The organism is Sphingomonas azotifigens NBRC 15497, from assembly GCF_002091475.1.
Taxonomy (GTDB): Bacteria; Pseudomonadota; Alphaproteobacteria; order Sphingomonadales; family Sphingomonadaceae; genus Sphingomonas; species Sphingomonas azotifigens.
This window is the reverse complement of sequence record NZ_BCTR01000010.1, coordinates 46581-67409: the sequence shown is the minus strand read 5'-3', so window position 1 is coordinate 67409 and position 20829 is coordinate 46581. Positions and strand designations below refer to the sequence as shown.

The following is a 20829-nucleotide window of genomic DNA, read 5'->3' as shown; positions in this document are numbered from 1 at the left end:
AGCCAAGCGAGGAGGCGGCACCTAGCCGCGTGTTTTCGGGCTGTCAACCGGATTGATCGAGGTTCGCGCGCCGACGCGAACGAATGTCCGAAGGATCGCGCACCAGCGTGCCCTGTTCGAACAGGAATCCGGCGATATCGGGCTTGCCGGCGGCGTTGAGCACGGTCTGGATGATGATCAGCAGCGGCACCGCCAGCAGTGCGCCGGTGGTGCCCCACACCCAGCCCCAGAAGCTCAGCGAGATAAGAATCATGATCGGGTTGATGGTCAGCCGGTGGCCGACGATCAGCGGGGTCACGACATTCGCTTCGACCAGATGCGCCGCGATCATGATCGCGGGCGGCACCATCGCCGTGCCGATATCGGCATAGGACATCAGCCCGCCCACCGCGAGCAGCAAGGCGGCGATCACCGGACCGATGTACGGGATGTAGTTGAGCAACGCGACGAGGCCGCCCCACATCAGCGGCGTCGGCATCCCCATCAGCCACAAGGCGCCCGCGACGATCAGCCCCAGCGTAACGTTGATCAGCGTGATCGTGCCCAGATAGGCCGAGGTATCGTCGACCACATCCTGGATCACCCGCGCCGTCGCCATCGCCCCGCCGAAGCTCGAGCGGCTGGTGATCGCGCGGCGGCGCAGCCGGGTCCAGCCCGACAGGAAGAAGTAGATGACGAGGATCGCAAAGAACATCTCGATCAGCGCCGACGGGGCCGAGGTGGTGAACAGGTCCATCAGCGACGTCGGCGGCTGCGCCGGCTGGGCGATCGGCTGGCGCACCGGCGTCGAGGCGAAGTTGTTCAGCGTCTTGTTCACGAACCGCTCGAGGTTCGAATAGAAGCGGATCAGCGGCTCGAGATTGTGCTGGATCTTGGGAATGCTCTCCGGCAGCCGGCGGATCCACTGCCATGCCGGCACCACGATCGAGGCGAGCGCCACGTTGGCGGCGGTGAGGAACAAGAGCACGCAGATAAAGGCGGCGATCGGCGCCGGCAGGCGGTGCCGCTCCAGCCATTCGAGCAGCGGCACCAGCGCGATCGCGATCACCAGCGATGCGGTGACCGGCAGGAAGAAGCGCGCGCCCGCCTGCAGGGCAAAGGGCAGCGCCAGCACCAGCCCCATGCCGGCGATCAGCACCAGGGCGGCCATCAGCCGGTCCCGGCGCTGGCCGGGGACGATCGGCTCGCCCTCCCAGCCTTCGGGCAGATCCGCGGCCATCAGGGGGTCGGGAACCGCTCCCGCCGTACCCTGTTCCCCGCCCATCATGCCCGTACGCTGATCCACGCCAAAAATCCCCTTCTGGTACAGTGTAGAGACGCGGAGGTGTCGCGGCAATGCAGGGCCCTAACACGGCGCAATTGCGGCGACATCTGTTGCCAGCTAGCCTCAATTGCATGGCCGAATTGCTTCTGGTGATCGACGAGGGCACCACCTCGACCCGAGCGATGCTCTTCACGCCATCGGGCCAATGCGTTGCAAGCCGATCTGCAGAACTGACTCAACATTACCCCGCGCCGGGACTCGTCGAACATGATGCCGAGGAGATCTGGCGGCTGAGCCATGCCTGCGCGGCGGCGATGGTCACGCTCGCCGGCGGCCCTCGCCGAATCGCCGCGATCGGCATCACCAACCAGCGCGAGACGGTGGTGTTCTGGGACAAGATCACCGGCGAACCGCTGGCGCCGGCGATCGGCTGGCAGGATCGCCGCACGGCGCCGCTATGCCTCCAACTGCGCGAAGCCGGCGAGGAACCGAGCATCCAGGCACGCACCGGGCTGCTGCTCGACCCTTATTTCTCCGGCACCAAGATCGCCTGGGCAATGACCAACTGGCCGCAGTTGAAGGCGGCGGGCGACCGGCTGGCGATCGGCACGGTGGAGAGCTGGCTGGTGTGGAAGCTGACCGGCGGCCTGCACGTCACCGATGCCACCAATGCCTCGCGGACGCTGCTGATGGGCCTGGGCAGCGGCGCCTGGAGCGACGGCCTGCTCGACCAATTCGACGCGCCACGCGACGCGCTGCCCGAGATCGTCGATTGCGCCGGCCGCTTCGGCGAGACCCAGGTGTTCGGCGGTTCGATCCCGATCTGCGGCCTTGCCGGCGACCAGCAGGCCGCGACGATCGGGCAGACCTGTTTCACCCCCGGCGACACCAAGGCAACCTATGGCACCGGCGCCTTCGTGCTGACCAATGCCGGGACGCTCCAGCCGCGCTCACGCCATCGGCTGCTGTCGACCGTGCTGTGGCAGCTCGGCGGCCGGCGGACCTATGCGCTGGAAGGCTCGGTGTTCGTCGCCGGCAGCCTGGTCCAGTGGCTGCGCGATTCGCTCGGCCTGATCGCCAGCGCGCCGGAAACCGAAGCGATCGCCCGATCCGTGCCCGACAATGGCGGCGTCTATTGCGTGCCGGCGCTCACCGGGCTGGGCGCGCCCTGGTGGCAGCCGGATGCGCGCGCGGCGATCTCCGGCCTCAGCTTCTCGGCAGGGCGGGCGCATATCGTCCGCGCCGCGCTGGAGGCGATGGCGCACCAAAGTCACGACCTGGAGACCGCCTTCGCCGCCGACGGCGCGCAATGGGCGCGGCTGCGCGTCGACGGCGGCATGATCACCAACGACTGGATCGCGCAGGATCTGGCCGACATCCTCGCCCTGCCCGTCGACCGCCCCGATTTCGCGGAAACGACCGCGCTCGGCGCGGCGATGCTGGCGGGGCTGGGCTGCGGTCTGTTCGACAGCCTGGACGACGCAGCGGCAATGCGCGGCACCGTCCGTACCTTCGAGCCGCAGATCGAGCCCGAGGTACGTGCCGTGCGGCTGGCCGGGTGGCGCGACGCGATCACCCGCGTGGTGGCGACGCCGGTGGTCAACTGAACAGCCAGGTGCCGAGCAGCCGCCCCGGCAGCAGCGTGAACAAGGCCGCGACGGCGAGCCCCAGATAGGTCAGCGACATGACGCGGCGGTGCGCCTCGATCCGGTGGCGGCGGGCGAGATGGATGCCGCGCGGGATCATCACCAGCACCAGCAGCGAGAGCAGGTGGATCGGGCTGAGATTGCCGGTCAGGCCGCGCAGCCCGAAGCTGGACAGCGCCGTTACCAGCATCAGCACCGCCCACAGCTTGCCGAGCGCGCGGTGCAGCGCGTCCCCCTTCCGACGGGCGAGCACATAGGCGCCGAGGGGCAGCGCCGGCACCACGGCCGCCAAATGCAACGCCAGCCACAGACTGTGCATGCTTGACCGGGCCACCGCGCCGCTTGCAAGTCCATGGACGAAGGCCAGCAGGAGCGCGCCGGCGGCGAGTGCGCCCAGCGCGACGATCAGCCGGTCGCGCAAGGGAATCGTGACGCCGGGATGTGCAAGTTCGTTCATCAGTACCTCCATAGCCCCCTTTCTGCCGCACGGCCGCCGGCGGGCCAGCGCCGTTTCGCGGGCGGCGGCGGCCGCTTCGCCAAGGGTGCGGGCACGGAGACGGAAGCCCGTTCGCGAAGCATGAACGGGTGCGCCGCGTGACCGCCCGTCGCCGGCTGTTCGCGGAACTGGTAGTGCTGGGCGGGCTGATCATCGCACTGGCGATGCTCGGGCCTTTCGGATCCTACGCGGTGCCGCTGGGATCGCGATTGCTGCACTGGGCGCTGTACCTGGTCACCGGCTACCTGTTCTTCCGCCCGGTCATCGCCGCCGGGGGCGCGCTGGCGCGGCAGACCCGCCTACCCCGCTGGCTCGCCATCGCTGCGGCGTGCGCGTTCGGCGCCTTCCCCACGAGCCTGGTGATCGTGTTCGCCCATGCCGGCGCCGCGTGGCGCTCGGTAAGCGGCGCAGCCATCGCCAGCGCCTATCTGCAGACGCTGATCGTCGGCGCGACGGTGACGATCGTGCAGTTGCTGGTCGAGCGCCGCACCGCGCCCGCTGCCGTTGCCCCCGCCCCCGCAGACCCGCCCTCCCCGGCGCTCGCTATCGCGAAAGCGACGCCCGGGACGACGACACCCGCCTCCACGCCGGCCCCGACGCCTGCCTTGGTCGAACTGCTGCCAGCGCATCTGCGCGGCCGGATCCTGTGCCTCGAGAACGAGGATCATTATGTCCGCGTCCATACCGAGCATGGCAGCGCGCTGCTGCTGATGCGGATGCGCGATGCGGCGGCACAGCTCGAAGGTCGCGGCGAACGCGTCCATCGCGGCTGGTGGGTCGCCCGCGAGGCCGTCACGGCGGCAATCCGCCAGGAGCGCAACTGGAAGCTGCGTCTGTCGGACGGGCGCGAGGTTCCGGTCGCCCGCGCATCCGTGCCGGCGTTGCGCGCGGCGGGCTGGCTGGACGGCGCCGGCGCCTAGAAAAAAGCCGGCCCGGGGGCGAACCCCGGGCCGGCCAGTTGGATCCTCGGGGGAGGAAGCTCAGAACTTGATGCTGACGCCGCCGAACACGCTGGTGCCGCTGCGCGTCTCGTTGTGGAGACGGTGGTAGATGCTGTTGAACTGCACCTCGGTCTCGTTGGTGAGGTTGATCGCATCGAGCGTGAAGCGAATGCGGTCGGTCAGGTTGTAGAACGCCGCCGCGTCGACATAGACGGTGCCGTCGAACCCGTCCTTGCTCTCCGGCTTCACGCCGTCATAGCCCGAGCGCAGATAGGACGAACGATAGTTCATCGATCCGCGGATGCCCCAGCGCTTGGTCTCGTAATAGAGCGTCGCGTTGGCGCTCGACTTGGACAGGCCGTTGATCGGGTTGTTCACGCCGTTCTTGTCGCGGATGTTCGAGTCGATCAGCGTCAGGTTGGTCGACATGCCGAACTTGTCGAACGGTGCCGGCAGGAAGGTGAAGTTCGCCTGGGCGGCGGCTTCGAAGCCCGTGATGTACGCCTTGCCGCCGTTCACCGGCTTCGAATATTCGGCGACGATCGTGTCGGGCGTCAGGCTCGGCAGCAGATCGAGCGGCAGGCCGGTATCGCTGTACCGCACATTGTACTTGGTCTCGCTGACGATCAGGTTGTCGATGTCCTTGTGATAGACGCCGAGCGAGATCAGGCCGACTTGGCCGAAATACCATTCCGCCGAGATGTCGAACGCATCGTCCTTGTACGGCTTGAGATCGGGGTTACCGATGCTCGCGGCGATGCGACGGGTCGCCGGATTGGTGCCGTCCGCCGAGGCGGTGCCCGAGGCGCTCATCGAGCCGAGCGACGGCCGGTTGATGTTGCGCGCCGCGGCGACGCGGATCAGGAAGTTGGGCGTGATCTCCAGCGCCGCGTTGAGCGCCGGCAGCACGTCCGAATAGTGCGCGCTGGTGGTGACCACGCCGATCGGCCGGTCGCTCTGGGTGACGTTGCCGGTGCTCGTGGTGTCGGTGAAGAACGCCCGCAGGCTGAAATTGCCGCGCAGCCGCATGCCGCCCACCGCCGCATTCCATTCGAGCTGGCCGTAGGTCGACTTGGTCTCTTCGGTCACCTTGAAGGTGTTTTCGATGTCCCAGGCGCCGACGGTGGTGTGCTGGGCGTTGTACTTGGCGAACGCCCGGTCGTAGTTGCCGGTCAGCCAGTCGGCCGACTTGTTCTGGGTGAACGGGTCGACGATGCTCGCCGCCGGATCGCCGCCATACTTCTGGAACTGGCCGTCATTGTAGATTTCCGAGCCTGAGTTGCTGAACCGGCGATAGCTGGCGCCGCCGCGCAGCGTGAAGATATCGGTCAGCGTATAGGCGCCGTTGACCACGCCCTCGCGCAGGTTGGTCTTGTTCCAGAATTCGCGGAAGTAGAACTCCTTGAACTCGTACTTCGAGGCATCGAGGGTGTTCCAGCGATAGTCGTTGGTCGCGCTGGTTCCGTCCGCCGAATAGGTGGTGGTCATGCCGCCGCGCGCGCGCAGATAGAGCTTGTCGTCGATCGGCGTGGTGTAGGACGAGTCCTCATAGCCGATATGGCCATCAACCTTGAGGCGGTCGGTCGCATCCCACTTGTAGGTCAGCGCGATCTGGTTGAACTTGTTCTTGTTGTAGGAACGGCGATGCTCGCTGGCATAGGTGGCATTGTCGACGCTGATCGCATCGACGAAGTTGCTGCTGTCCCAGTGGATCGCGTTGATCTTGGAACCGGTGTCGAAGATCACCGAGCCCGAGGTGTTGTCCGGACGCGTCGCGAGGTGATACTCGTCGCGGTGCGTGGTGAACTCCCCGTGCAGCCCGTCGACGGTGAACAGCAGATTGTCGGCCGGGCGCCACTGGGTGGCGAGCGTCAGGCCGAGGCGCTCCTGCTTGGCGTCCCACACCGACAGGCGGTTGCCCGAGGCGAACACCAGATCGCCCGACTTGAACTTGGCCTGCTGGTCGGCCGACAACGCCGAAATGTCGAGGCCGCTGGCGAGGTAACCCGCGATCTTGCTCGCGCTCAGCTGGCTCGGTGAATAGGTGTTGTAGCCCTGCTCCTCGGTCTTGCGCTTGGAATAGGCGACCGAGAGCAGGATGCCGAAGCGATCGCCCCAATTCTGGCTGATCATCGCGGCGACGCGCGGCTGCGCGTCCTTGGTATAGCTGTTGGTGCCGAGCTTGGCGGCGATCGCGCCGGTCAGCCCCTGCTTCTGCTCGAGCGGCTTCGCGGTGAACAGGCCGACGGTACCGGCCATGCCGCCTTCGGACTGCGACGCCTGGTAGCTCTTCTCCACCTCGACGCGCGAGAACAGCTCGGAGGCGAAGATGTTGAAGTCGAAGGCGCGGTCGCGCGAGCGCTGGCCGCGGCTATCCATCGCCGAGTCGACATTGCCCAGCACTTCCATGCCGTTCAGCTGCACCCGGGTGTAATCGGGCGAGAGGCCGCGCAGGGTGATGCGGCGGCCCTCGCCGGCTTCGCGGTTGATCGCCACGCCCGGCAGGCGCTGGATCGATTCGGCGAGGTTGAGCTCCGGGAACTTCGCCATGTCCTCGGCGACGATGACGTCCTTGATGATGTTGGCATCGCGCTTCAGCTCCCGCGCCTTGGCGAGCGAGGCGATGTAACCGTTCACGACGATTTCACTGTCGTCGTGAGCCTGCGGCGCCGCCTCCTGCGCCGCAGCGGCCATCGAGATGCAGCTCGCGCCGGCGGCCAGCGCGGCAAACGCCGTGCGGTAGAAAAATGCCATGTTGCCCTCCCTTTAGTGTGCGGCGGCGCCTGCCCTGGCTGCCCCCAGCCGGCGCCTAGGTGGGGTTCATGACTCGCATGTGACATTTAGTGTTGATTTGTGTGGTTTTGAACGTTCTCTTGTGGGTTCTCGGGAGAGGCCGACGCTGATAGAGTGCGGGAATGGACAATCTGGACATCCCGGTCAGGGCCCCCGGGGGGCGTGCCAACCAAAGCGCGCGCCTCACGACGCTGCTCGACCTGCTGGAGCAGCGCGACCGCTGGTCGATCGGCGAGCTCGCCGAGCGGTTCGACGTGTCGGAAGAGACGATCCGCCGCGACGTGCGCCAGCTGGAGCAGGCCGGCCGCGTGCAGAAGATCCATGGCGGCGTGTGCCTGCCCGGCGGCGTGCTGGAGCCGCCCTATCGCCAGCGGCTGCGCGACCAGGCCGAGGCCAAGCAGCGCATCGCCGAGCGCGCGCTGGCGCTGGTGCAGCCGGGCATGACGCTGCTGCTCGATTCGGGCACGACGACCCTGTGGTTCGCCCGCGCACTAGGCCATGTTCGCGATCTGACGGTGATCACCAACAGCGTGGAGGTCGCCGCCCAGGTGCTCGGCCATCCCGGCCAGCGGCTCTATATGGCCGGCGGGATGGTCGATCCGGATTACCACGCGTCCTTCGGCAGCGAGGCGATCGACTATTGTCGGCAGTTCGCGCCGGACCTGACGGTCCTGTCGATGGGTGCCGTCGATCCGGCACGCGGCTTCCTCGATTTCGATGCAGGCGAGGCAGCGTTCAAGCGCAGCCTGCTGGCACAGGCGCGACGTGTGGCAGTGCTGTGCGACGCGACCAAGTTCGACCAGTCGGGCTTCGTCCAGGTCGCGCAGTTCGGCGACGTGGACGACCTGGTGACCGACCAGGCGCCCCCGGAGGAGATTGCGGCGGCCGCTGCGGCGGCGGGCACGGTGATTCACTTGGTGTAAAAGGGTGCAACGCCTCCTCCCCCTCCCGCAAGCGGGAGGGGGACTAGAAGAAGCGGGGGAGGATCAAGCGTAGCTCACGCCGCCTGCTCGCCGACGAACAGCGCCTTGAGATCCTTCTTCAGGATCTTGCCATTGGCGTTGCGGGGCAGCGTCTCGGCCGAGAAACGGATCGCCACCGGCACCTTGAACGCCGCGATCCGCTCGCGGACGAAGGCCTGCAGCTCCGCCTCGCTCGTCGACATGCCCGGCGCCAGGTGGACCACTGCCACCGGCTCCTCGCCGAGCGTGCGGTGGGGCACGCCGATCAACGCTGCGTCGGTCACCGCGGGATGGGCGTAGAGCACGTGCTCCACTTCCGAGGAGTAGATGTTCTCGCCGCCACGGATGATGATGTCCTTGGCGCGATCCACGATGTAGAGAAACCCCTCCTCGTCCAGCCGCGCCAGGTCGCCGGTGCGCACCCAGCCGTCGCGGAACGTCTCGGCGGTCGCTTCGGGCTTGTTCCAATAACCCTTCACGATCATCGGCCCCTTGGCCCACAGCTCGCCGACCTCGCCGACCGGCAGCTCGCGCGCACCCTCGACATCCATGATCTTGAGCTCGGCCACCGGCACCGGCGGCCCGGCGCTGGTCGGCCGGGCGAGATATTCCTCGCCCAGGTGGTGGGTCACCGTCGCCATCGTCTCGGTCATCCCCCAGCCATTGCCGGGCAGCGCGCCGAATTCCTGGAAGATGCGCTTGACCAGCTCGGGCGCCGAGGGCGCGCCGCCATAGGAGATGCTCTCCAGGCTCGACAGGTCGTACTTGTGCCGCTCGGGGTGCTCGAGCAGCTGCCAGGCGATCGTCGGCACGCCGCCGGTCTGGTTGACCTTCTCGCGCTGGATGATCGCCATCGCCTCGGTCGGCTCCCAGCGGCGCATGAACACCACCGTGCCGCCCGCCGCGATCAGCGCCATCAGCCCGGCACTGCACGCGGTGACATGGAACAGCGGGATCACCAGCAGCCCGACCTTGTAGGCCGGCACCGGCGGCGGCACCTCGCCCCGGCGGAGCATCGACCGCGCGACCGAATAGCCGGCGGTGAGGATGTTGGTCATCAGGTTGCGATGGGTGCCCACCGCGCCCTTGGGATTGCCGGTGGTGCCGCTGGTATAGAAGAGCGTGACGTCGTCGTCGGGCGCGATTGCCACGTCCGGGAACGCGATGTCGGCGAGTTCCGCCCAACTCTTGCAGGGGCCGACGATCGATTCGAGCGCAACCGCATCGCCCTCTATCGGTTCGCAGGCCCGGCTCACCACCACCTGTTCGAGGTCGGGCAGCTTGTCGTAACAATGCTGGAGCCGCGCGTGGCGTTCGCCGTCGACGAACAACAGCTTCGCGCCCGAGTCCTGCATGCCATAGTCGAGCTCGGCACCGGTCCACCACGCGTTGAGCGGCACCAGGATCGCGCCGATGCTCACCGCAGCGAAGAAGATCGTCGGCCATTCGGGCAGGTTGCGCATCGCCAGCGCGACCCGATCCCCCTTCCCCACGCCCCGCGCCTGCATCCAAGAGGCGAGATGGCAGGTCGCGCGGTAATTGGCCTCGTAGCTGACCCGCTCGTCCTGATAGATGGTGAACGGCCGGTCGCCCCACAGACGCGCCAGCCGGGCGAGGATCGCGGCGGTGGGCGGCGCGTTCTTCCACACGCGCGTCGGCACCCCGCGGATTTCCACGGTGTCCATTTCGAACTTGGCGCCGGGCGCGGTGAGCATCGCGTCGACCGCGGCGAGCGGGGCTTTGGGCCAGTCGGGGGGCAAGGGCACGATCGGTTCAAGGGTCAAGGCGGCGCTCTCCATCGACTTTCCGAACTTTGGGTTTGGCTCGTTGACCAACCGTTTGCCACGTTAGTGTTGATTTGCTGCGCGCTCAAGGCAATAGAAAGCGGGCACCCGCCAGAAGGTGCATTGAACCGGATTCGAACGAGAGGTATGCCGCCAAGCATGGAAGTCGACGACCCGATCGCCCATGGATTCGATGCCGCCCGGCTGGCGCGGATCGATGCCTTCGTGAAGACGCGCTATCTCGATTCCGGCAAGCTGCCGCATGCCCAGCTGCTGCTCGCGCGCGACGGGCGGATCGTCCACTTCTCGCACCAGGGTGCCGCGCGCGAAGGCGGTGCGCCAGTCGACGAATCGACGCTGTTCCGCATCGCCTCGATGACCAAGCCGATCACCAGCCTCGCCTTCATGATGCTGCTGGAGGAGGGCTTGGTCGCGCTCGACACGCCGGTCCACCATGTCCTGCCCGAGCTGAAGGGCGTCGGCGTCTATGCCGGTGGCGGCAATGGCGAGCCCTTCGTTACCACGCCGACAGCGCAGCCGATGCGGATGGTCGACCTGCTCCGCCACACCGCCGGCCTCACCTATGGCTTCCAGGAGCGCACGCCCGTGGACGCCGCCTATCGCGCCGGGCGGATCGAGAACTGGCACGGCAACCTGACGCTCGACCAGTTGGTCGCGACGCTCGGCACGCTGCCGCTGGAATTCTCGCCGGGCGAGGCCTGGACCTATTCGGTCGCCACCGACGTGCTGGGCGCGGTGGTCGAGCGGCTTTCGGGCAGGACGCTTGACCGGTTCTTCGCCGAGCGGATCTTCGGCCCCCTCGGCATGCACGACACCTTCTTCCGGGTGCCGGAGGACAAGGTCCACCGCCTCGCCGATTGCTGGACGATGAAGGAAGGTGAAGGCCGGGTGCTGTACGATCGCGGCGAAGCCTCCGCCTGGTCGCGCTTCCCCCGGCTGCTCTCGGGCGGCGGCGGGCTGGTCTCGACCGCGCTCGACTATCACCGCTTCAACACGCTGCTGCTGAACCGCGGCGAACTCGACGGCGTGCGGCTGGTCTCGCCCAAGACCGTCCAGCTGATGACGATCAACCACCTGCCCGGCGGCCGCGATCTCGCCAGCCTGTCGCGCGGGCTGTTCAACGAGACGACCAATGCCGGGGTAGGCTTCGGCCTGGGCTTCGCGATCACCATGGACGTCGCCAAGACGATGATCCCCGGCTCGGTAGGGGAATTCTACTGGGGCGGGATGTTCTCAACCGCCTTCTTCGTCGATCCCATCGAGCGGCTCTCGATGGTGTTCATGACGCAATTTTCGCCGTCGATGCTCTACCCGATCCGGCGCGAGCTGAAGACGCTGATCTATTCGGCGCTGGCGCGGTGATGGGGGAAGCCCTGCTCTCCCTCCCCATTGCCATCCCCGCAAAGGCGGGGATCCATTCGCCGGTGCGCTTGGGGAAAGAACCGCGCCACCAGCGCCAATGGATCCCCGCCTTCGCGGGGATGACGGCTGGTGGTGGCGTTTTTCCTGCACCGCACCCCCTGCCCTTCATCTCCCTCCCGGCCCAAGGCCGGCAATCCGAACCAAGGAGTTCGCATCCATGTCCGTGATTACCACCAGCCGTCAGGGCCCTGTCCTGATCCTCACCTCCGACAATCCGCCGGTGAACGCGCTCGGCGCGGCGGTGCGGCAGGGGCTGCAGGCCGGCATCGAGGAAGCCAAGGGTGACGACAGCATCCAGGCGGTTGTCATCATCTGCGCCGGCAAGACCTTCTTCGCGGGCGCCGACATCACCGAGTTCGGCAAGGCAATGGCCGAGCCGTCGCTGCCGGTGCTGGTCGACCAGATCGAGGCGCTCGACAAGCCGGTGATCGCCGCCGTCCACGGCACCGCGCTCGGCGGCGGCTGCGAGGTGGCGCTGGCGTCGCACTATCGCATCGCGGTGCCCTCGGCGAAGTTCGGCCTGCCCGAAGTGAAGCTGGGCATCCTTCCCGGTGCCGGCGGCACCCAGCGCATGCCGCGCGTCGCGGGCGTCGAAGTCGCGCTGGAGATGGCGACCAAGGGCGACCCGATCTCGGCCACCCAGGCCAAGGACGCAGGCCTGGTCGATCGCCTCGCGGGTGAAGACAGCCTGCTCGCCGATGCCGTCGCCTTCGCGAACGAAGTGATCGGCAAGCCGGTCTCGCGCTCCAGCGAGCGTCCCGTCACCGTCGATGCGGAGACCTTCGCCACGTTCCGCGCGACCAACGCCAAGCGCTTTCGCGGGCTCGATGCCCCCAACACCATCATCGACATCATCGAGCAGACCGCCGGCAAGCCCTATGCCGAAGGCGTCCAGGCCGAGCGGATCGGCTTCATGAAGCTGATCATGGGCCAGCAGTCGGCGGCGCTCCGCCACATCTTCTTCGCCGAGCGCAAGGCCGCCAAGATCGACGGCATCGCCGACGATATCCAGCTGCGCGACATCAAGCGCGTCGGCGTGATCGGTGCCGGCACGATGGGCGGCGGGATCAGCATGAACTTCCTGTCGGCGGGCGTGCCGGTGACCATCGTCGAGATGGCGCAGGACGCGCTCGACCGCGGCACCGGCGTCATGCGCAAGAACTATGAGGCCACCGCCGCCAAGGGCCGGATGACCGCCGAGCAGGTCGAAAAGGCGATGGGGCTGCTCAAGCCCACGCTCAACTTCGACGATCTCGCCGAGTGCGACCTGATCATCGAGGCCGTCTATGAGAGCATGGACGTCAAGAAGGACGTGTTCGGCCGGCTGGACAAGATCGCCAAGCCGGGCGCGATCCTCGCCTCGAACACCAGCTATCTCAACATCGACGAGATCGCCGCCAGCACCAGCCGCCCGCAGGACGTGGTGGGGCTGCACTTCTTCTCGCCGGCCAATGTCATGAAGCTGCTCGAGATCGTCCGCGGCGCCAAGACCGCCGACGATGTGCTGGCGACCGCCATGGCGCTCAGCAAGAAGATCAAGAAGGTCGCGGTGATCGCGGGCGTCTGCTATGGCTTTATCGGCAACCGCATGCTGATGCCGCGCCAGGTGGAAGCGACCAAGATGCTGCTCGAAGGCGCGACGCCCGAGCAGATCGACAAGGTCCATGTCGCCTTCGGCATGCCGATGGGGCCGTTCCAGATGGCCGACCTCGCCGGCGTCGACATCGGCTGGCATCGCGATCCCAACCGCATCGAGAATATCCGCGACGCGCTCGCCGCCGAAGGCCGCTGGGGCCAGAAGAAGGGCGCCGGCTTCTACGACTATGACGAGAAGCGCCAGCCCTCGAACAGCCCGCGTGTCGCCGAGCTGATCGAGGAATGGCGCGGCAAGCTCAATGTGCCGAGCCACGAGATCACCGAGGAGGAGATCGTCGTCCGCACGCTCTACACCATGGTCAACGAGGGCGCGCTGATCCTGGCGGAAGGCATGGCCCAGCGGGCGAGCGATATCGATGTGGTGTGGGTCTATGGCTATGGCTGGCCCCCGTACCGCGGCGGGCCGATGTTCTGGGCGGATACCGAGGGCCTGAAGAAGATCGTCGAGGGCCTGGAGAAGTATGGCTTCGAAGTCGCCCCGCTGCTCCGCGAGAAGGCGGAAAAGGGCGAGAAGTTCAACCGGTGACCTGATCTTCCCTCTCCCGCCTGCGGGAGAGGGAGGGAGGCGCGAAGCGCCGGAAGGGTGAGGGTGAGTGAGGTAAGACGCAGAGTCACCCTCACCCTCCCACCGCCTTGCGGCGGCGGGCCCCTCCCTCTCCCGCAGGCGGGAGAGGGGCTTGAGGAGAGGATGATGACGCAGGATCTCGACACGTTCCGTGAGCAAACCCGCGCCTGGCTGGAGGCGAACTGCCCGCCCACGATGCGCGAGCCGATCCGGTCCGAGAAGGACATCGTCTGGGGCGGGCGCAATCCCGACTGGGCGCATCCCGACCAGAAGCTCTGGATGGACCGCATGGCAACACGCGGCTGGACCGTACCCGACTGGCCGACCCAATATGGCGGCGGCGGGCTTTCCCCGGCCGAGACCAAGATCCTGCGCGAGGAAATGAAGCGGATGGGCGCCCGCACCCCGCTCAACAGCTTCGGCATCTCGATGCTCGGGCCGGCGCTGCTCAAATACGGCACCGAGGAGCAGAAGCTCGACCATCTCCCCAAGATCGCGCGCGGCGAGATCCGCTGGTGCCAGGGCTATTCCGAACCCAATGCCGGCTCCGACCTCGCCGGCCTCCAGACCTGGGCCGAGGATGCCGGCGACCACTACATCGTCAACGGCCAGAAGGTGTGGACCAGCTATGCCGACAAGGCCGACTGGATCTTCTGCCTGGTGCGCACCAGCAAGGAGACCAAGCAGGGCGGCATCAGCTTCGTGCTGTTCGACATGGCCTCGCCCGGCGTCTCGACCAAGCCGATCCTGCTGATCTCGGGCTACTCGCCCTTCTGCGAAACCTTCTTCGACAATGTGAAGGTGCCCAAGTCCCAGCGCGTCCACGAGGAGAACAAGGGCTGGGATGTCGCCAAGTACCTGCTCGGCCATGAGCGCGAGATGATCTCGGGCATGGGATTGGACCGGGCGGGCGGCAATCCGCTGACCGAAGGCGCGATCGCGACCATCGGGCTCGACGACCAGGGCCGGCTCGCCGATCCGATCCTGCGCGCGCAGATCGCGCTGTTCGAGGTGCGGATGCGCGCCTTCTCGGCGATGTCCGAACGCTTCCTCGACGAGCTCAAGGCCGGCCGCGCCCATCCTGCCCAGCCGAGCATGATGAAATATGTCGGCACCGAGCTGAACAAGCAGCGCCACGAGCTGATCATGGCCGCGGGCGGATCGGACGCGCTCGAATGGGAGAGCGAGGCCTCGGCCAAGGGCGCCAGGCCCCGCGCCTGGCTGCGCACCAAGGCCAATTCGATCGAGGGCGGGACGAGCGAGATCCAGCTCAACATCGTCGCCAAACGGATCCTGGAGCTACCGGGCTGAGGGACCGCAATCCCTCTCCCGCCTGCGGGAGAGGGAGGGAGCCGCCGCCAGGCGGCGGAAGGGTGAGGGTGTGTGGGGCAAATGCGCGCCCCTCCCCAGCCCGACTCACCCTCACCCCGACCCTCTCCCGCAGGCGGGAGAGGGAGAATGGAGACACCGATGCCGCTCTACCTCAACGACGAACAGACGATGCTCCGCGACACCGCCCGGGAATTCGTCGCCGAACACGCCCCCGTCCGCCACCTCCGCGCCCTGCGCGACGCCAAGGATCCCACCGGCTTCAGCCGCGATCTGTGGAAGCAGTTCGCCGAGATGGGCCTGACCGGCATCCTGATCCCCGAAGCCTCGGGCGGCCTGGGCCTCGGCCATGTCGAGGCGGGCGTGGTGCTGGAGGAGATCGGCCGCAACCTCACCCCCTCCCCCTTCCTCTCCACCGCCGTCGCCGCGGTCGAGGCGCTGAAGGGCACCGCCCATGCCGATCGCTGGTTCCCCGGCATCGCCGCGGGCGAGGCGGTGATCGCCATCGCGCATGACGAGAAGCCCAAATTCGGCCGCGCCGTGGCGCTCAAGGCCGAGCGCGCGGGCAACGGCTTCCGGCTGACCGGCACCAAGCGCTTCGCCCATCATGCCCATGCCGCCGACCTGATCCTGGTCACCGCGCGCACCGCCGGCAACGACACCGATGCGGCGGGCATCACCCTGTTCGCGATCGACCCAAAGGCGGCCGGGCTGGACCTCCGCCCCGAGCGCCTCGCCGATTCCAGCCTCGCCGCGCACGCGACCTTCGACGGCGTCGAGGTCACCGCCGATGCGGTGGTCGGCGAGATCGACGCCGGTGCCGACCCGCTCGGCCGGCTGCTGCGCGCCGCCGGGGCCGGCGCCTCGGCCGAGCTGCTCGGCGTCGGCGCGGGGGCGAGCGACATGACGCTCGGGTACCTGAAGGAGCGCAAGCAGTTCGGGACGCTGATCGGCAGCTTCCAGGCGCTCCAGCACCGCGCCGCGCATCTCTATAGCGAGATGGAGGTCGCCCGCGCCGCGACGCTCAAGGCGCAGCAATTGCTCGACGCGGGCGAACCCGCGGACGAGGCTGTCGCCATCGCCAAGGCGATGACCGGGCTTGCCACCACGCTTGCGGTGCAGGAGGGTGTCCAGATGCATGGCGGCATCGGCATGACCGACGAATATGATATCGGCTTCTACATGAAGCGCGCTCGCGTGCTCGCCGAGATGTTCGGCGATTCGAACTATCACGCGAACGCGCTTGCGGAGGCAGCTGGCTACTGATGCGCGAACAGAAGTCCCCGGAAGACTTGGTCGCCGGCCTCACCGCATTGCTCGACGTCGAGACGCTCGACACCGATCTCTATCGCGGCGCCCGGCAGCCCGGCGGCGTCGGGCGGGTGTTCGGGGGGCAGGTGATCGCCCAGGCACTGCAGGCGGCGCAGCGCTCGGTGGAGGACGGCAAGGTCGCGCATTCGCTCCACGCCTATTTCATGCGGCCCGGAGACGAGGATTACCCGATCCTCTACCGCGTGGTGCGCGATTTCGAGGGACGCAGCTTCGCCAATCGCCGGGTGATTGCGATGCAGAAGGGCAAGCCGATCCTCAACATGGCGGCCTCGTTCCAGCTGCCCGCCGAAGGCCTCCACCACCAGGACGCGATGCCCGAGGTGCCCGCGCCCGAGGATCTCCGCTCCGAAGCCGAACTGCGCGAAGAGATCCGCGACCGGATCCCGGAAAAGTTCAAGCGCTTCTTCCTCCGCACCCGGCCCATCGAGATCCGCCCGGTCAACCCGCGCAACTGGTTCCAGCCCGAGCCCCGTGAGCCACGCCAATATAGCTGGTTCCGCGTCGTCGCCCCGCTGCCCGACGACCCGGCGCTGCACCGCGCGATGCTTGCCTATGCCAGCGACATGACGCTGCTCGGCACCTGCATGCTGCCCCACGGTGTCAGCTGGACGGGCGGCCAGGTGCAGACCGCAAGCCTCGACCATGCGCTGTGGCTGCACGAGCCCTTTCGTTTCGACGAATGGTTGCTCTATGCGACCGACAGCCCCTGGGCGGGGCATGCCCGCGGCTTCAACCGCGGCAGCATCTATGCGCGGGATGGCCGGCTGGTCGCCAGCGTCACGCAAGAAGGACTGATTCGCGTACCATGACGGACACAAGCCAACTGCGATCGTTTTCATCACGCAGTCGTAATTATTACGCTTGATATTCCAACGTTCGTGAAGGTATGGCCCGCTATGGCTAGGGGCCTTGCCGATGGCTGTACGTGTCCTCACGATGTTAGCTGCGCTTGCGGGCTTGGTTCTCGCAGCGACCGCGCGCGCGCGAACGCTGGAGGAGCTGGTGCTGGCGAAGATCAACGCCGCCCGCGCCGACCCGCGACGCTATGCAGAGGAGCTCCGGGTCTATCGCGGCTATTTCGACGGCAACATCGTCTACCTGCCGGGCGATTATGACGGCCTGCTGACCCGCGAGGGCACGGCAGCGGTTGACGAGGCGATCGCCTTTCTCGAGCAGCAAGCTGCGATGCCGCCTCTCACCGTGGCGCCGATACTCGCCCAGACCGCCCTGGATTTCTCACGCGAACAGGGCAGCCTCGGTGCTGCCGGCCACCGCGCCGCCGATGGCAGCGGACCGGGCGATCGCGTGAAGCGGCACGGCGGCGACATCTATGTCGGCGAGGCGATCGCCTTCGGCTCCAGCGACGCCGAGCAGGTGGTGCGGCAGATGATCATCGACGATGGCGTCGCCGATCGCGGCCACCGCCGGCTGCTGTTCAACCCCAGGCTCCGCTTCGTCGGCATCGGCTGCGCGCCGCACCGCACGATGGAGCATCTCTGCGTCGTCGACATCAGCGCCACCCCCGATGGCCGGGCGACGCGGGTGCGCTACGCGGAAAAGCCCTGAACGGCGGTCACTTTCGGCCGAACAGCTTCTCGATGTCGCCATGCGCCAGCTTCACCCAGGTGGGGCGGCCATGGTTGCACTGGCCCGAATGCGGGGTGACCTCCATCTCGCGGAGCAGCGCGTTCATTTCGGCGACCGACAGGACGCGCCCGGCACGGACCGAACCGTGGCAGGCCATGGTGGCGGCGACATGGTCGAGCCGTTCCTTGAGGCTCAGCGCCTCGTCGAAGCTGGCGAGTTCGTCGGCGAGATCGGTAACGAGGCCGTGGATATCACCGGTGCCGAGCGCGGCCGGCACCGCGCGGACCAGCATCGCGCGCGGGCCGAAGCGTTCCAGTTCCAGCCCGAAGGCGCGCAGTTCCTCAATCCGCGCTTCGAGCCGGTCGCAGCCGGGCTCGTCGAGTTCGACTACCTCGGCGAGGAGCAGCGCCTGGGACGGCACGGTGCCGCCAGCCATCGCGCGGCGCATGCGCTCGAGCACCAGCCGCTCGTGCGCGGCATGCTGGTCGACCAGGACGAGCCCATCCTCGGCTTCGGCTACGATATAGGTCTTGGCGACCTGGCCGCGGGCAACGCCGAGCGGGAAGTCGGTGGCGAGCGGCGCTTCGTGGCGGGCCGGTTCGGCGCGGGCGAGCGGTGCGGCAGCGAAGAAGGTGCCGGAATCGCGGACGGCGCCGGAGTACCTTCTTAGCCCCTCCTCCTCGGAGGAGGGGTTGGGGTGGAGGGATTCCAGACCAGAAGTTGGTCTCGGTGAGACACTGCCCCACCCCAACCCCTCCCCTGAAGGGGAGGGGCTAAAGTTCGTGGAACCCGGCTGCCACAACCCCAGCGCCGCCTCGCTCGGCCGCTGCACGCTGCGATGCCCCGCCACATCCAGCGCCCGCCGAAGCCCGCTGACGATCAGCCCGCGCGCCAGGGCCGGGTCGCGGAAGCGCACCTCGGTCTTGGCAGGGTGGACGTTGACGTCGACCACCTCGGGCGGAACGTCGAGGAACAATGCCACCACCGGGTGACGATCGCGCGCGAGCATCTCGGCATAGGCGCCGCGCACCGCGCCGACGAGCAGCCGGTCCTTCACCGGCCGGCCGTTGACGAACAGATATTGGTGGTCCGCCACGCCGCGGTTGAACGTCGGGATGCTCGCCACCCCGCCGAGCACCAACCCTTCGCGCTCGAAGTCGATCGCGACGCTGTTCTCCTGCAGCGCGCGGTCGGTCAGCGCGGCCACCCGCGCCGGCCGGCTCTCCCCGCCCTGCACGCTCAGCACCCGGCGGCCGTCATGCTCGACCGAAAAGGCGATGTCGGGCCGCGCCATGGCGAGCCGCTTCATCCCGTCGAGGCAGGCGGCATATTCGGCGCGGGTCGAGCGCAGGAACTTGCGCCGCGCCGGCACCCGGCCGAACAGCGCCGCCACCCGCACCCGCGTGCCCGGCGGCAGCGCGGCCGGCCCCTCGGCGAGCAGCGTGCCGTTATCCACCGTCAGCGACCAGCCCTCGGCGCCGCGCACCCGGCTTTCCAGCGTCAGCTGCGCGACGCTCGCGATCGAGGGCAGCGCCTCGCCCCGGAACCCCAATGTCGCGACATGCTCGATATCGTCGGTCGGCAGCTTGGACGTGGCGTGGCGCTCGAGCGCGAGCGCCATTTCGGCCGGCGCCATGCCGCAGCCATCGTCGATAACCTCGATCAATTCGATGCCGCCGCCGGCCAGTTTGACCGTGATCCGGGTCGCCCCGGCGTCGATGGCGTTTTCGACCAGTTCTTTCAGCGCGCTGGCGGGGCGTTCGACCACCTCGCCGGCTGCAATACGATTGACAAGATGTTCGGGCAGGCGGCGTATTGACATGGCATTCGCTGTAGCCCAAGCGACGGCCTCCCGCGACCCGCATCCGCATGACACCAGGCCGGATTTCCCGCCGTCCCGGAAAGGGTTCGGGCAGAAACTTTTTGTGCGAGCAGCCGGACGGGGGGCGCCCGACCCGGCAGGACGGATCAATAGATGGCTTTCTCCCGCATTTTCAAATTCATGTCCCACGACATGGCGATCGATCTGGGTACCGCGAACACCGTCGTGTACCTGCGCGGGCGCGGCGTCGTGCTCAACGAGCCGTCGGTCGTGGCGGTCGAAACGCTGAACGGCGTGAAGAAGGTCAAGGCGGTCGGTGACGACGCCAAGCTGATGATGGGCAAGACGCCGGGCTCGATCGAGGCGATTCGCCCGCTGCGCGACGGCGTGATCGCCGACATCGATGTCGCCGAAGAGATGATCAAGCACTTCATCCGCAAGGTGCACGGGCAGCGGCGCTTCATGCGCTGGCCGGAAATCGTGATCTGCGTGCCGTCGGGCTCCACCTCGGTCGAGCGCCGCGCGATCCGCGATGCCGCGTCGAACGCCGGCGCCAGCCAGGTGTGGCTGATCGAGGAGCCGATGGCCGCCGCGATCGGCGCCGACATGCCGGTGACCGAACCGATCGGCTCGATGGTCGTCGACATCGGCGGCGGCACCACCGAAGTCGCGGTGCTCAGCCTGCGCGGCCTCGCCTATTCGACCAGCGTCCGGGTCGGCGGCGACAAGATGGACGAGGCGATCGTCTCGTACGTCCGCCGCAACCACAATCTGCTGATCGGCGAAGCCACCGCCGAGCGGATCAAGCAGGAAGTCGGCGTCGCCAAGCCGCCGGTCGACGGCATCGGCAAGACGATCCACATCAAGGGACGCGACCTCGTCAACGGCGTGCCCAAGGAAATCCAGATCAACCAGGGCCAGATTGCGGAAGCACTGTCCGAGCCGGTCAACACCATCGTCGAGGGCGTCCGCATCGCGCTGGAGAACACCGCGCCGGAGCTGGCCGCCGACATCGTCGACCAGGGGATCGTGCTCACCGGCGGCGGTGCGCTGCTCCAGGGGCTGGACGAAGTGCTGCGCGACGAGACCGGCCTGCCGGTCACCGTCGCCGAGGATCCGCTGACCTGCGTGGCGCTCGGCACCGGCCGCGCGCTCGAGGATCCGATGTTCCGCGGCGTTCTCCTCCAGGTCTGACGAAAGGCCAACGGC

15 protein-coding genes are annotated in these 20829 nt (G+C 67.6%); 10 read left to right on the top strand and 5 right to left on the bottom strand.

Going from position 1 to position 20829, the window contains the following annotated elements; all coding sequences use genetic code 11:
• Positions 1-43: 43 nt before the first annotated feature.
• On the bottom strand, positions 44-1219 hold the full coding sequence (locus SAZ01S_RS04940) for an AI-2E family transporter (protein ID WP_245824614.1): 1176 nt from the start codon (positions 1217-1219) through the stop codon (positions 44-46).
• 176 nt (positions 1220-1395) lie between these two features.
• Here SAZ01S_RS04940 and SAZ01S_RS04935 point away from each other — a divergent pair, with 176 nt between their 5' ends.
• The gene (locus tag SAZ01S_RS04935) at positions 1396-2871 is read left to right on the top strand and encodes an FGGY family carbohydrate kinase (protein WP_084580641.1); all 1476 of its coding nucleotides are present in this window, start codon (positions 1396-1398) and stop codon (positions 2869-2871) included.
• Here the strand turns inward: SAZ01S_RS04935 and SAZ01S_RS04930 are convergent.
• Positions 2864-3367: a DUF2306 domain-containing protein gene (locus SAZ01S_RS04930; RefSeq protein ID WP_167693074.1), complete on the bottom strand. Its 504-nt coding sequence runs from the start codon at positions 3365-3367 to the stop codon at positions 2864-2866. The two genes, SAZ01S_RS04935 and SAZ01S_RS04930, sit on opposite strands and share 8 nt — an antisense overlap.
• Positions 3368-3504: 137 nt before the next feature.
• Here SAZ01S_RS04930 and SAZ01S_RS04925 point away from each other — a divergent pair, with 137 nt between their 5' ends.
• The gene (locus SAZ01S_RS04925; RefSeq protein WP_139809944.1) at positions 3505-4326 is read left to right on the top strand and encodes a LytTR family DNA-binding domain-containing protein; all 822 of its coding nucleotides are present in this window, start codon (positions 3505-3507) and stop codon (positions 4324-4326) included.
• A 60-nt stretch (positions 4327-4386) separates the two neighbouring features.
• Here SAZ01S_RS04925 and SAZ01S_RS04920 read toward each other — a convergent pair whose 3' ends face one another.
• The gene (locus SAZ01S_RS04920) at positions 4387-7101 is read right to left on the bottom strand and encodes a TonB-dependent receptor (protein WP_084580635.1); all 2715 of its coding nucleotides are present in this window, start codon (positions 7099-7101) and stop codon (positions 4387-4389) included.
• Positions 7102-7262: 161 nt separating this feature from the next.
• On the opposite strand from SAZ01S_RS04920, the gene SAZ01S_RS04915 reads away from it, so the two are divergent.
• Complete coding sequence (locus tag SAZ01S_RS04915; RefSeq protein WP_084580633.1) at positions 7263-8063, top strand: DeoR/GlpR family DNA-binding transcription regulator; 801 nt, start codon at positions 7263-7265, stop codon at positions 8061-8063.
• A gap of 74 nt (positions 8064-8137) precedes the next feature.
• On the opposite strand, the gene SAZ01S_RS04910 is transcribed toward SAZ01S_RS04915, so the two are convergent.
• Entirely contained in the window at positions 8138-9901 is a 1764-nt protein-coding gene (locus tag SAZ01S_RS04910) for a class I adenylate-forming enzyme family protein (RefSeq protein ID WP_084580631.1), read from the bottom strand.
• 144 nt (positions 9902-10045) lie between these two features.
• On the opposite strand from SAZ01S_RS04910, the gene SAZ01S_RS04905 reads away from it, so the two are divergent.
• The 6 genes from SAZ01S_RS04905 to SAZ01S_RS04880 all read left to right on the top strand — a co-directional run bounded on the left by SAZ01S_RS04905 (position 10046) and on the right by SAZ01S_RS04880 (position 17777).
• Entirely contained in the window at positions 10046-11269 is a 1224-nt protein-coding gene (locus SAZ01S_RS04905) for a serine hydrolase domain-containing protein (RefSeq protein WP_139809943.1), read from the top strand.
• Between the two features lie 217 nt (positions 11270-11486).
• Positions 11487-13511 (top strand): 3-hydroxyacyl-CoA dehydrogenase NAD-binding domain-containing protein, encoded by a 2025-nt coding sequence (locus SAZ01S_RS04900; protein WP_084580627.1) that lies wholly within the window; start codon positions 11487-11489, stop codon positions 13509-13511.
• A gap of 165 nt (positions 13512-13676) precedes the next feature.
• Entirely contained in the window at positions 13677-14861 is a 1185-nt protein-coding gene (locus tag SAZ01S_RS04895; RefSeq protein ID WP_174596093.1) for an acyl-CoA dehydrogenase family protein, read from the top strand.
• A gap of 159 nt (positions 14862-15020) precedes the next feature.
• Positions 15021-16145, top strand: coding sequence for an acyl-CoA dehydrogenase family protein (locus tag SAZ01S_RS04890; RefSeq protein WP_084580623.1), 1125 nt, complete (start codon positions 15021-15023; stop codon positions 16143-16145).
• The gene (locus SAZ01S_RS04885; protein WP_084580621.1) at positions 16145-17020 is read left to right on the top strand and encodes an acyl-CoA thioesterase; all 876 of its coding nucleotides are present in this window, start codon (positions 16145-16147) and stop codon (positions 17018-17020) included. Before SAZ01S_RS04890 ends, SAZ01S_RS04885 begins: the two co-directional genes overlap by 1 nt.
• Before the next feature lie 106 nt (positions 17021-17126).
• Positions 17127-17777, top strand: coding sequence for a CAP domain-containing protein (locus SAZ01S_RS04880; protein WP_084580619.1), 651 nt, complete (start codon positions 17127-17129; stop codon positions 17775-17777).
• A 7-nt stretch (positions 17778-17784) separates the two neighbouring features.
• Here the strand turns inward: SAZ01S_RS04880 and mutL are convergent, their stop codons facing one another.
• Positions 17785-19620, bottom strand: coding sequence for a DNA mismatch repair endonuclease MutL (mutL, locus tag SAZ01S_RS04875; RefSeq protein ID WP_084580617.1), 1836 nt, complete (start codon positions 19618-19620; stop codon positions 17785-17787).
• A gap of 153 nt (positions 19621-19773) precedes the next feature.
• On the opposite strand from mutL, the gene SAZ01S_RS04870 reads away from it, so the two are divergent.
• Positions 19774-20814, top strand: coding sequence for a rod shape-determining protein (locus SAZ01S_RS04870; RefSeq protein WP_084580615.1), 1041 nt, complete (start codon positions 19774-19776; stop codon positions 20812-20814).
• Positions 20815-20829 lie beyond the last annotated feature (15 nt).